Source organism: Pseudorhodoferax sp. (assembly GCF_047601025.1).
Classification (GTDB): Bacteria; Pseudomonadota; Gammaproteobacteria; order Burkholderiales; family Burkholderiaceae_C; genus Pseudorhodoferax.
Window position 1 is genome coordinate 2,537,318 of sequence record NZ_JASGJZ010000001.1, and the last position, 12,151, is coordinate 2,549,468.

9 protein-coding genes are annotated in these 12,151 nt (G+C 72.7%); 2 read left to right on the forward strand and 7 right to left on the reverse strand.

Going from position 1 to position 12,151, the window contains the following annotated elements; genetic code table 11:
• Window positions 1–128 precede the first annotated feature (128 nt).
• From QM782_RS12005 to cphA (QM782_RS12030), 6 genes are all read right to left on the reverse strand, one after another.
• Window positions 129–611 (reverse strand): CreA family protein, encoded by a 483-nt coding sequence (locus QM782_RS12005; RefSeq protein ID WP_415203140.1) that lies wholly within the window; start codon window positions 609–611, stop codon window positions 129–131.
• A 4-nt stretch (window positions 612–615) separates the two neighbouring features.
• Window positions 616–876 (reverse strand): cell division topological specificity factor MinE, encoded by a 261-nt coding sequence (minE, locus tag QM782_RS12010; RefSeq protein WP_415203141.1) that lies wholly within the window; start codon window positions 874–876, stop codon window positions 616–618.
• A 5-nt stretch (window positions 877–881) separates the two neighbouring features.
• Entirely contained in the window at window positions 882–1,694 is an 813-nt protein-coding gene (minD, locus tag QM782_RS12015; RefSeq protein ID WP_415203142.1) for a septum site-determining protein MinD, read from the reverse strand.
• A gap of 25 nt (window positions 1,695–1,719) precedes the next feature.
• On the reverse strand, window positions 1,720–2,463 hold the full coding sequence (gene minC / locus QM782_RS12020) for a septum site-determining protein MinC (RefSeq protein WP_415203143.1): 744 nt from the start codon (window positions 2,461–2,463) through the stop codon (window positions 1,720–1,722).
• 90 nt (window positions 2,464–2,553) lie between these two features.
• Window positions 2,554–5,139 carry a cyanophycin synthetase gene (cphA, locus tag QM782_RS12025; protein ID WP_415203144.1) on the reverse strand — a complete coding sequence of 862 codons (2,586 nt, stop codon included), beginning with the start codon at window positions 5,137–5,139 and terminating at the stop codon, window positions 2,554–2,556.
• A gap of 47 nt (window positions 5,140–5,186) precedes the next feature.
• On the reverse strand, window positions 5,187–7,418 hold the full coding sequence (gene cphA / locus QM782_RS12030) for a cyanophycin synthetase (RefSeq protein ID WP_415203145.1): 2,232 nt from the start codon (window positions 7,416–7,418) through the stop codon (window positions 5,187–5,189).
• 80 nt (window positions 7,419–7,498) lie between these two features.
• Between cphA (QM782_RS12030) and QM782_RS12035 the strand changes: the two genes are divergently transcribed.
• Together QM782_RS12035 and QM782_RS12040 are read left to right on the forward strand one after the other, a co-directional pair.
• Window positions 7,499–9,799 (forward strand): ABC transporter ATP-binding protein, encoded by a 2,301-nt coding sequence (locus QM782_RS12035; protein WP_415203146.1) that lies wholly within the window; start codon window positions 7,499–7,501, stop codon window positions 9,797–9,799.
• The gene (locus QM782_RS12040; RefSeq protein WP_415203147.1) at window positions 9,799–10,263 is read left to right on the forward strand and encodes a DUF1854 domain-containing protein; all 465 of its coding nucleotides are present in this window, start codon (window positions 9,799–9,801) and stop codon (window positions 10,261–10,263) included. Before QM782_RS12035 ends, QM782_RS12040 begins: the two co-directional genes overlap by 1 nt.
• A 44-nt stretch (window positions 10,264–10,307) precedes the next feature.
• Here QM782_RS12040 and QM782_RS12045 read toward each other — a convergent pair whose 3' ends face one another.
• Window positions 10,308–12,092 (reverse strand): ABC transporter ATP-binding protein/permease, encoded by a 1,785-nt coding sequence (locus tag QM782_RS12045; protein ID WP_415203148.1) that lies wholly within the window; start codon window positions 12,090–12,092, stop codon window positions 10,308–10,310.
• Window positions 12,093–12,151 lie beyond the last annotated feature (59 nt).

Here is a 12,151-nt window from a genome sequence, read left to right on the forward strand (position 1 = left end):
GACTGCAACGCCCGCCTGTGGCCCGGCGTGCCCGGCCCGACGGGCGAGGCCCCGGGCACGGCGTCGGCGATGCACGTGGATGCGCATCAGGGGCCTCGCGTGGGTGCGAGGGATGCATTCACGGCGTCTCACTTGACCGGCAGCGCAGTGCCGCGGTCCACGGGCACCGCCGTGATGGCGTTCTGCGGCGAGCCGTCGATCAGCTTGTCGGAATAGCTCAGGTAGACCAGGGCATGGCGCTGCACGTCGACCATGCGCACGATGCGCAGGCGCTTGAACAGCACCGACATGCGCTCGCTGAACACCTCTTCCTGGCGCGGCAGCGGCTGCGGCACGCTGATGGGGCCGACCTGGCGGCAGGCGATCGAGGCCTCGGCCTTGTCCTCGGCCAGGCCGATCGCGCCGGAGATGCCGCCGGTGCGCGCGCGCGAGACGTAGCAGGTCACGCCCTGCACGCGCGGGTCGTCGAAGGCGTCGACGACGATCTTGTGGTTGGGGCCGATCCACTGGAAGGCCGTGTCCACCTCGCCCACGCGCTCGGCATCGGCGCGCGAGCAGGCCAGGATCGACAGGACGCCGCCGAGCAGCAGCCAGGCGCGCAGCGGGCGCATGCGCTCAGTGCCCCTCGGGCAGTTCGATCTTGACCTCGAGGACTTCCAGCGTGTCCTGGCGCTCCAGGTTGACCTTGATGTGCTCCTGGCTGATCGCGACGTACTTGGAGATCACGGCGACCAGCTCGCGCTGCATCGCCTGCAGCATGTCCGGCTTCAGGCCGCCGCGGCCGCCGCGCTCGTGCGCCAGGATGATCTGCAGACGTTCCTTGGCGACGCTGGCCGTCTTCTTCTTCTCCCCGAGCAGGAAGGACAGGAAGGACATGGCGCTCACCTCCCGAACAGGCGCTTGAAGAAGCCGGGCTTCTCCGCGTCGGTGAAGCGCATCGGGCGGTCCTCGCCGAGGAAGCGCGCCACGACATCCTTGTAGGCCTCGGCCACGTCGGTGCCGTTGCCGTGGATCGCCGGCAGGCCCTGGTTGGAGGCCTGCAGCACCGCCTCGGATTCGGGGATCACGCCGATCAGCGGGATGCGCAGGATGTCCTGGATGTCCTGCAGCGACAGCATCTGGCCGTCGGCCACGCGGTTGGGGTTGTAGCGCGTGATCAGCAGGTGCTCCTTGACCGGCTCGCTGCCGTCGATGGCGCGCTTGGTCTTGGAGCCCAGCATGCCGAGGATGCGGTCGGAGTCGCGCACCGAGGAGACCTCGGGGTTGGTGACGATCAGCGCGTAGTCGGCGAAGTGCATGGCCAGCAGCGCGCCGGTCTCGATGCCGGCGGGCGAGTCGCAGACGATGTACTCGAAGCCCATCTCGGCGAGGTCCTTGAGCACCTTCTCGACGCCTTCCTGCGTCAGCGCGTCCTTGTCGCGCGTCTGCGAGGCGGCCAGCACGTACAGGTTCTCGCACTGCTTGTCCTTGATCAGCGCCTGGTGCAGGTTGGCCTCGCCGTGGATCACGTTGATCAGGTCGTAGACCACGCGGCGCTCGCAGCCCATGATCAGGTCCAGGTTGCGCAGGCCGACGTCGAAATCGATCACCGCCGTCTTGTGGCCCTTGAGTGCGAGGCCCGACGAGAAGCTGGCACTGGTGGTGGTCTTGCCCACGCCTCCCTTGCCGGAGGTGACCACGATGATCTTGCTCATGGAATGCAGGTCCTTCTAAGGGGGTTCACAGGGGTTCGAGCACCAGGCTCTCGCCGACCAGCCGTACCTGGGCGGTCTTGCCCTGGACTTCGGGCGGCAGCGCGACCTCGCTGGTGCGGTAGATGCCGGCGATGGAGATCAGTTGCGCTTCCAGGCAGGTGCAGAAGATGCGGGCCTCGGTGTTGCCGCGCGCGCCGGCGATGGCACGGCCGCGCAGCGGCGCGTAGACGTGGATGTTGCCGTCCGCGATGATCTCGGCGCCGAAGTTCACGGCCTGCAGCACGATCAGGTCGGCTCCGCGCGCATAGACCTGCTGGCCCGAGCGCAGCGGGCGGTCGACCACCATCGTGACACCGGTGGCCGCGGCCGGGGCGGCCACCGGGGCCGGGGCGGGTGTCGGCGGCGCCTCGGCGGCCGGCACGGCCACGGCGCCCGAGGAGATCTCGCGCAGGTCCAGCAGGCCGACCGCGGCCGCCTGCTCGCGGTGCGCGGCGCTGCCGCCGTGGATGCCGATCGGCCGCAGCTTGTAGTGCTTGAGCAGCGTGACCAGCACCGAGAAGCTCAGCGGCGTCGGATCCTGCTCGATCTGCGTCAGCACGATCGCGGCGGGATCCTCGTCGAAGAAGTTCGGGGTCTCGCCGAAGCGGGCCTGCAGTTCCTGGGACAGCTCGGCCAGGTTGGAGGTCCGGAGCACCACCGAGATCAGCGGCAGGCTGGCGCTCTTGAAGTCGAAGCAGGCACGGGCGTGCCCGGCGGGTGCTGCGGACATGGGGGACGGTCTCGGAAAAGCGCGGATTCTAGCCTGCGGGGCGCCCGGCCCACACGGCCGGCGGACCGCTCGGAAAGTATCCAAGCGTCCTCAGGCCGGCAGGGCGTCGGCCACCTCTTCCATGCGGTTGGCCAGGTGGGCCAGCGCCTGCTCCACCTGGTCGACGAGGATCAGGCACAGGTCGCCCGGCGCCAGGGCCGCCAGCGCCTGGTCGATGGCCTTGAATTCGCCGTGGACCTCGGCCACCGCGTGCGCGCGCCGCGCCTGCGCCAGGCCCTGGCGCAGCAGCGCCAGCACCTCGCCGTCGGCGCGGCCGCGCTGGCAAGCGTCCTGGTACAGGATCACCTGGTCGAACGCATCGCCGAGGATCGCGGTCTGCGCGCGGATGTCCTCGTCGCGCCGGTCGCCGGCGCCGCTGATCACGACCGTGCGCCGGCGCGCCGGCATGGCGTCGACCGCCGCGACCAGCGCGCGCATCGCGTCCGGGTTGTGGCCGTAGTCGGCGATCACGGTGGCGCCGTGCCAGTCCATGACGTTGAAGCGGCCCGGTGCGTTGTCGGCATCGTTGGCGAAGCTGGCCAGGCCGCGGCGCACCGCGTCCCAGGACAGGCCGGCCGCCCAGGCCGCCGCCACCGCGGCCATCGCGTTCTCGACCTGGAAGCCGATGGCGCCGCCGCGGGTGAGCGGGACGTCGCGCAGCGCGATGCGCTCGCGCCAGGAGCCGGCGGCCGCGACGATGTGCTCGCCGTCCACGTGCACGGTGCGCCGGCCCTGGGCGCGGTGCGTGGCCATCACGGGGTGGTGCCGGTCGGCGGCGAAGAAGATCACCTGGCCGGGGCAGGCCGCCGCCATGGCCGCCACGTTCGGATCGGCCGCGTTCAGCACGGCATGGCCGCCGGGGGCCACGTTCTGCACGATCACCCGCTTGAGCACGGCCAGGTCCTCGACCGTGGTGATGTAGTTCAGCCCCAGGTGGTCGCCGGCGCCGATGTTGGTGACCACGGCCACCTGGCAGCGGTCGAAGCCCAGGCCCTCGCGCAGCATGCCGCCGCGCGCGGTCTCGAACACGGCCGCGTCCACCTCCGGGTGCATCAGCACGTTGCGCGCGCTGCGCGGGCCGCTGCAGTCGCCGCTGTCGATCTGCCGGCCCTCGACGTAGACGCCGTCGGTGTTGGTCATGCCCACGCGCAGGCCGGCGGCGGTGAACAGGTGGGCGACCAGCCGCGTGACGGTGGTCTTGCCGTTGGTGCCGGTCACGGCGACGACCGGGATGCGCCCGTCCTCGCCGGGGCCGTACAGCGTCTCCACGATGGCCCGGCCGACGTCGCGCGGCTTGCCGTACGAGGGCGACAGGTGCATGCGCAGCCCCGGCGCGGCATTGACCTCGACGATGCCGCCGCGCTGCTGCTCCAGCGGCTTGAGCACGGTCTCGCAGACCAGGTCCACGCCGCAGATGTCCAGTCCCACCATCTGCGCGGCCGCCACGGCGTGCGCGGCGATGGCCGGGTGCACGTCGTCGGTCACGTCGGTGGCGGCGCCGCCGGTGGACAGGTTGGCGTTGTTGCGCAGGATCACGCGCTGGCCCCGGGGCGGCACCGACTCCGGCTGCAGGCCCTGCGCGGCCAGGCGGGCGATCGCGATGTCGTCGAAGCGGATCCGGGTCAGCGCCGTGGCGTGGCCGTCGCCGCGGCGCGGGTCGGCGTTGACCATCTCGACCAGCGCGCGCACCGTGTGCGCGCCGTCGCCGGTGACCTGCGGCGGATCGCGGCGCGAGGCCGCCACCAGCCGGTCGCCGACCACCAGCAGCCGGAAGTCGCAGCCCGGCAGGTATTGCTCGACCATGACCTCGCCGTACTCGCGCGCCGCCGCGAACGCCGTGTCCAGGTGCGCGCGGTCCGCCACGTTGACCGTGACGCCCTTGCCCTGGTTGCCGTCCTGCGGCTTGAGCACCACCGGCAAGCCGATCTCGCAGGCCACGGCCCAGGCCTCGTCGGCGCTGGCCACCGGCCGGCCCCGGGGCACCGGCACGCCGGCGGCGTGCAGCAACTGCTTGGTCAGGTCCTTGTCCTGGGCGATGGATTCGGCGACGGCGCTGGTGGCGTCCAGCTCGGCCGCCTGGATGCGGCGCTGCCGTGCCCCCCAGCCGAACTGCACCAGGCTGCCGCGCGTGAGCCGCCGGTACGGGATGCCGCGCGCGGTGGCCGCCTCGACGATGCAGCCGGTGCTGGGCCCCAGGCGCTCGTCCTCGTCCAGCGCGCGCAGCTCGGCGATGGCGGCCGGCGCGTCGAACGGCTGGCCGTCCAGCGTGGCGCGCACCAGGGCTTCGGCCAGTTCCAGCGCGCGGCGGCCGACGGCCTCCTCGCTGTAGCCGACGACGACCTGGTAGATGCCCGGCTCCAGCGTGGCCGCCGTGCGGCTGAAGGTCACCGGGCAGCCGGCCTGGGCCTGCAGCGCCAGCGCCGCGCTCTCCAGCACGTGGGCCAGCGCCACCGGGCCCGTGGCCGGGCCGGTGCGCAGCGCGCCGATGGTGGGAAAGCGCGCGCGCACCGCGATCTCGAAGCCCGGCAGCTCGACGATTGAGCGCTCCGGCGGCGCGCAGGCGACGACGGCTTCGAGCGCCGTGTGCCGGCTCCACAGATTCGGGCCGCGCAGGGCCCGCACGCGGGAAATGTGCATGGTGTTGTCTCGTGCTGGCACGCAGCTGTCGTCGGAGGGCATCGGCATCAGCGTGCAGCCAGGGTCCCGGCGCCGCGGGTCGTGGGGGCGGGGTCGATCTCGAAGGTCTTCAGGCCGGCGGCGATCAGGTCGGGGGAAATCTGCAGTGCCCAGGCCGCGGCCACGGCGGCCAGCACGCCGCACTGCAGCTCGTCGCCGCGCAGGCTCTTGGCGCGGCGGGCGCTCGGCTGGGGCATGCCGCACAGCGGCGTGGCGCTGCCGCCCTGCGCCAGCACCACCTGGCCCTGCAGCAGCAGCACGGCCCGGCCGCCGGCGGTGCGGTGGGCTTCGACGGCGGGCAGGCCGGCGTCCTGGGCATACAGGATCACCTGGCCGTCGCACAGCGGGGCCAGCGCGGCGATGCGCGCGTCCGCCGCGTTCAGCACGGCCCAGCCATCGGGCAGCACCACGTCGACCTGCGTGCGCAGCACGCGGACGAGCTGTTCGCTCTGCTGGATGTCGAACTCGGCCAGCGCGTCCGCGCCGCCCAGGTCGGTCACGATGCCGACCTGGCAGCGGTCGTAGGCCAGGCCGTCGCGCAGGATCGAGGCCGGGCCGTTCTCGATCACGGCGGCCTGCATCGAGCGGTTGACCAGCAGCCGGTGGCCGGGCTCCCAGCCGGCGCAGTCGCCGCCGTCGACGCGGCGGCTGTTCAGGAACAGGCCGTCGCGGCAGGCCAGCCCGGTGCGCCGGCCCGACAGGTGCAGCAGCCAGGCCACCAGCCGGGCGGCCAGGGTGCCCTCGCCGCCGGCCACGCCGACGATGGGAATGCGGCCGGACTCGTCCTCGGCGAACAGGTGGTCGACGATGGCCTGGCCGACCGGGCGCGGCGCGCCCTCGGCCGGCTTCAGGTGCATCAGCAGGCCGGGGCCGGCGTTGACCTCGACGATGGCGCCGCCCTGCGCCTGCAGCGGCCTGGCGATGTCCTCGGCCACGAGGTCGATGCCGGCGATGTCCAGCCCGACCACGCGGGCTGCCAGCGTGGCCGCGTGCGCGACCTCGGGGTGGACCTCGTCGGTGCAGTCGATCGCCACGTTGCCGGTGCGCTGCACCAGCACGCGCCGGCCGGCGGCGGGTACGGCGTCGCCGGTCAGGCCCTGGCGTTCCAGCAGCAGGCGCATCACGCCGTCCTTCGCCAGGCAGATGGTCTCCAGCGGGAACTCCTCGGCGTCGCCGCGCCGCGGGTCGCTGTTGAGCTGGCTGTCGATCAGCTGGGCCACGGTCTGGCGGCCGTCGCCGGTGACGTGCAGGCTGGCGCCGCGCGCCGCCGCCACCACCTTGCCGCCGACCACCAGCAGGCGGTGCTCGTCGCCGCGGATGTAGCGCTCCACGATGACCTCGCTGCCCTCGGCGTCGGCGATGCCGTAGGCCTTCTCGACGTCGGCCCGCTCCGAGAGGTCGAGGCTGACGCCGCGCGCATGGTTGGCGTCCGAGGGCTTGACGGCCACCGGCAGGCCGATGTCCTGCGCCGCTTCCCAGGCGTCGGCCGGGCTGTCCGCGACGCGGCCCTCGGGCACCGGCACGCCGCAGGAGGCCAGCAGGCGCTTGGTCAGGTCCTTGTCGCGGGCGATGCCCTCGGCGATGGCGCTGGTGCGGTCGCTCTCGGCCGTCCAGATGCGGCGCTGCCGCGCGCCGTAGCCCAGCTGCACCAGGTTGCCGCCGTTCAGCCGGATGTGGGGGATGCCGCGGTCGGTGGCGGCGCCGACGATGCAGGCCGTGCTCGGGCCCAGGTAGCAGTCGTCCACCTTGGCGCGGATCTGCGCCACCGCCACCGGCACGGCGAAGGCCTGGCCGTGGATCGCGGCCATCAGCAGCCGGTGGCCGCAGGCCAGGGCGGTGCGGGCGACCTGCTCGTCGCGCGCGCGGAACACCATGCGGTAGACGCCGCGCCGCGAGGTGCTGCGGGTTTGCCCGAAGCCGGTCGGCATGCCGGCCAGGTTCAGCAGTTCGATGACCACGTGCTCCAGGATGTGGCCGGCCCAGGTGCCCTCGACCAGGCGCTGCAGGAAGCCGCCGCGCTCGCCCACGCCGCAGTGGTGCTCGACCAGCGCCGGCAGCATGGCGACCAGCCGCTCGGTCAGCCCGGGCAGCAGGTTGGAGGGGTGGTCTTCCAGTTCACCGAGGTCGAGCCAGACCTCCAGGGCGGAACGGTAGGTCCAGATGTTCGGGCCGCGCAGGTAGCGGATGCGCAGCAGCTGGATGTCGGCGTCCGGCGAGAGCGCCGCGGTGGCTGTCGTCATGTGGGCACGCTGGTGCGTTGTGGTCGGCCGCCGTCCGGGCGGGTCGCTTCGGCGAGAATCCGCCGCCTCCGTCGTTCACCATGCAGCATCCACATCAGGTCGAGGTCTCCAGAGACGGTTCTTCAAGACACCAGTCTGCACTCCTGGCAGAACTGGCAGGTGCAGAAAACGTCATGGCCAGCGTGGCGGTTGACCTGGACGAGGCGCTGCACTTCGGCGCCGGGCTGCTGGCCCTGACCGAGCGGCGGCTGATCGCGGTGGCGCCCACCGGCAGCGTGCGCAGCTGGCCGCTGGCGCCGGAGCTCGTGCTGCACCATGCCGAGCACGGCGGCGTCGGCCGGCTGGAGCTGCACGACGGCCGCCAGCTGCTGGGGCGCTGGCACTACACGCTGGCGCGGGACCCGCAGGCGCTGCGGCTGCTGCGCGCGTTCGAGCGCCGCGGCCTGCCGGCCCCGCCGGACGAGGAAGAGGCCGGCACCTGCTCGACCTGCCACGCGCCGCTGCCGCCGGACAGCGAGACCTGTAACGTCTGTTTCCGCGAGTTGCATACGCCGCCCTCGACCTGGGTGCTGCTGCGGCTGTGGCGGTTCGCCCACCCGTACCGCCTGCAGCTGCTGCTCGGCTTCGTGCTGACGCTGGCGTCCACGGCGGCCACGCTGGTGCCGCCCTACCTGACGATCCCGCTGATGGACGACGTGCTGATCCCGTTCCAGAACGGCCAGCGGATCGAGGCCGCGCGCGTGCTGGCGTACCTGGGCGGCCTACTGGCGGCGGCGCTGCTGGGCTGGGCGCTGAACTGGTGGCGCACCTACCTGCTGGCGCTGGTGTCCGAGCGCATCGGCGCCGACCTGCGCACCGCCACCTTCGACCACCTGCTGCAGCTGTCGCTGGACTACTTCGGCGGCAAGCGCACCGGCGACCTGATGGCGCGCATCGGCTCGGAAACCGACCGGATCTGCGTGTTCCTGTCGCTGCATGCGCTCGATTTCGCGACCGACGTGCTGATGATCGCGATGACGGCGGCCGTGCTGTTCTCGATCCATCCGGGCCTGGCGCTGGTCACGCTGCTGCCGCTGCCGTTCATCGCCTGGATGATCCACGTGGTGCGCGACCGGCTGCGCACCGGCTTCGAGAAGATCGACCGCGTCTGGTCCGAGGTCACCAGCGTGCTGGCCGACACCATCCCCGGCATCCGCGTGGTCAAGGCCTTCGCGCAGGAGGCGCGCGAGGGCCAGCGCTTCCGCGAGGCCAACCAGCGCAACCTGGCGGTCAACGACCGGCTGAACCGCACCTGGTCGCTGTTCACGCCCACCGTGTCGCTGCTGACCGAGATCGGCCTGCTCGTGGTCTGGGCCTTCGGCATCTGGCTGGTCGCGCACCAGCAGGTCACGGTCGGCGTGCTGACGGCGTTCCTGGCCTACATCGGCCGCTTCTACACGCGGCTCGACTCCATGAGCCGCATCGTCTCGGTCACGCAGAAGGCCGCGGCCGGCGCCAAGCGCATCTTCGACATCCTGGACCACCAGTCCAGCGTGCCCGACCCGGCCGACCCGCTGCCGCTGCCGGCCGGCGGCCTGCGCGGTGCGCTGCAGATCGACGGCATCACGTTCCGCTACGGCAGCCGCGCGGTGATCCGCGACCTGTCGCTGGACATCCGCCCCGGCGAGATGATCGGCCTGGTCGGCCACAGCGGCTCGGGCAAGAGCACGCTGGTCAACCTGATCTGCCGCTTCCACGACGTCAGCGAAGGCGCGATCCGCGTGGACGGCATGGACCTGCGGCGCCTGGCCGTGGCCGACTACCGGCGCCACATCGGCCTGGTGCTGCAGGAGCCCTTCCTGTTCTTCGGCACGATCGCCGAGAACATCGCCTACGGCCGGCCCGAGGCCACGCGCGCGCAGATCGTGGCCGCGGCGCGCGCCGCCCATGCGCACGAGTTCATCCTGCGGCTGCCGCAGGGCTACGACTCGCTGGTCGGCGAGCGCGGGCAGGGCCTGTCCGGCGGCGAGCGCCAGCGCATCTCGATCGCGCGCGCGCTGTTGATCGACCCGCGGATCCTGATCCTGGACGAGGCCACCTCGGCCGTGGACACCGAGACCGAGCAGGAGATCCAGAAGGCGCTGGACAACCTGGTGCAGGGCCGCACGACGATCGCCATCGCGCACCGGCTGTCCACGCTGCGCAAGGCCGACCGGCTGGTCGTCATGGACCGCGGCCGCGTCGTCGAGGTCGGCCCGCACGACGAGCTGATGGCGCGCCAGGGCGCCTACTGGCGGCTGTACGAAGCCCAGGCGCGGCGCGTCGATGCCGATGCCGACGCGCAGGCCGACGCCCGCGTGCCGGCGCCCGAGCACGCGGCCCATCCGGCGGGGGCGGTCTGATGGCGGCGTTCACGTTGTCGCGCGACGCGCTCGGCCGGCTGGTGCTGCGCACGGCCGACGGCGTCGAGCACGCCGGCGTGGTGCCGGTGCGGGCGTTCCCGTTGTCGGAGCCCGGGGCCGGGCTGTCGCTGGTCGGGCCGGACGGGCACGAGCTGGCCTGGATCGAGCGGCTGGACGCGCTGGCAGACGGGCCGCGCGCGCTGGTCGAGCAGGAGCTGGCCGCGCGCGAGTTCCAGCCCGAGGTGCGGCGCCTGCTGGGGGTGTCCACCTTCGCCACGCCCAGCATCTGGCGCGTGGAGACCGACCGCGGCGCCACCGAGTTCGTGCTCAAGAGCGAGGAGGACATCCGCCGCCTGGCCGATGGCGGCCTGCTGATCACCAGCGGCCAGGGTGTGTACTACCGGATCCGCGACCGGCGCGGCCTGGACCGGGCGTCGCGCCGCCTGCTGGAACGCTTCCTGTAGCCCGCCGGAGCGGCCGGGCCGCCTGCCGGGGTCAACCGCCCGTGTCAGCTGCCGGGGGCCGCGGCCTGCCGGCGCAGCTGCCAGCGTGCGCCCCGGCCGTCGCCGGCGCCGGGCACCAGTTCCCAGACCGTGTCGTGCAGGCCCGCCAGGCCGGGCCGGTGCGCGACCGACACCAGGCTACCGCCGCCGGCCTGGGCGGTGGCGGCCAGCCGGGCGTACAGGTCCTGCTCGGCGGCCGGGTCCAGCGCGCTGGTCGCCTCGTCGGCCAGGATCCAGCACGGCTTCTTCAGCAGCACGCGGGCGATGGCCAGGCGCTGCTGCTCGCCGCCGGAGAGCTTCTGGCTCCAGGCGTCGTGCGCGTCCAGCCGGTCCTGCAGCTGCGGCAGCCGGGCGTCGCGCAGCGCCGCGCGCAGCGCGTCGTCGTCGTAGCGGGCCGCCGGCTCGGGGTAGGCCAGCGCGTCGCGCAGCGCGCCGTCCGGGAAGTAGGGCCGCTGCGGGATGAACATCGCCTCGGCCGGCAGCGCCACCCGGCCGCTGGCGTGCGGCCAGATGCCGGCGAGCGCGCGCAGCAGCGTGGACTTGCCGCTGCCGGACGGGCCCTTGACCAGCACGCGCTCGCCGCCGCCGACGGCCAGGTCCAGCCCGGCCAGCAGCGGCGTGCCATCCGGCAGCGCGACCGTCAGGTCGTGCGCGGCCAGCCCGCCGTCCTGGCGGCGCGCGTGCTGCAGCGGCCCGGGCTCGGCCTGCGCGGCCAGGCTGTCCTCGAAGCTGGTCAGCCGGTCGGTCGTCGCGCGCCAGGTCGCCAGCTCCTGGTAGTTGTCGACGAACCAGGCCAGCGATTCCTGCACCTGGCCGAAGGCCGAGGAGATCTGCATCAGATCGCCGAGCTGGATGGCGCCGCTGAAGAAGCGCGGCGCCGCCACCAGGAACGGGAAGATCACCGCCGCCTGGCCGAAGAAGCTGCTGAACCAGATCAGCCGCTTCTGCGCGCGCAGCAGGTCCAGGTAGTTGGCCAGCACGCGCGAGAAGCGCAGGTCCAGCTGCGCGTGCTCGACCGGCTCGCCGCGGTCCAGCGCGATCGCCTCGCTGTACTCGCGCACGCGCACCATGTGGTGGCGGAAGTCGGCCTCCAGCCGCTGCTGGCGGAAGTTCAGCCCGATCTGCGGCCGGCCGATGAAGTGCGTGACCAGGCTGCCGGCCAGGCAGTACAGCACGGCCAGCCAGACCATGACGCCGGGCACCTCCACGTGGTGCCCGCCGAGCTCGAACGCGAACGCGCCCGACAGCCCCCACAGCACGCCGACGAAGCTGGCCAGCGTCAGCGCCGCCTTGAAGGCGCCCATGGTCAGCGACACCGTGTAGGTGGTGAACAGGTTCAGGTCTTCCTGGATGCGCTGGTCCGGGTTGTCCGGCACCGCGCCGTTCTGCGCCTGGCCGTAGCGGGCCAGTTCCAGCCGGTAGAAGGCCTGGTGCGCCATCCAGCGCTGCAGGCAGTGGCGCGTCAGCCAGGCGCGCCAGCGCAGTTCCAGCAGCTGCGTCAGGTAGAAGCGGTAGACCGCCAGCACGATCATGCCGAAGGCGATCAGCGCGAAGCGGCCCAGCTGCTGCCAGAACACGGCCTGGTTCTTCTCCTGCAGCGCGTCGTAGAACACGCGGTACCAGTCGTTGTACTGCACCAGCAGCCACACGCCGCCCAGGTTCAGCGCCACGATCGCGGCCAGCAGGCCGCGGGCGCGCCATTTCTCCTCGGACTGGAAGTAGGGCAGGGACAGGCGCCAGATCCGGCGCATCTGCTGGCGCGTGAGCGCGAGGCGTTCGTGGAGTTGCATGGGGCGCCGTGTCGTCAGGGAGGGCGCGGCCATGCTAGCGGCCCGGCCGCGGGCCGGGC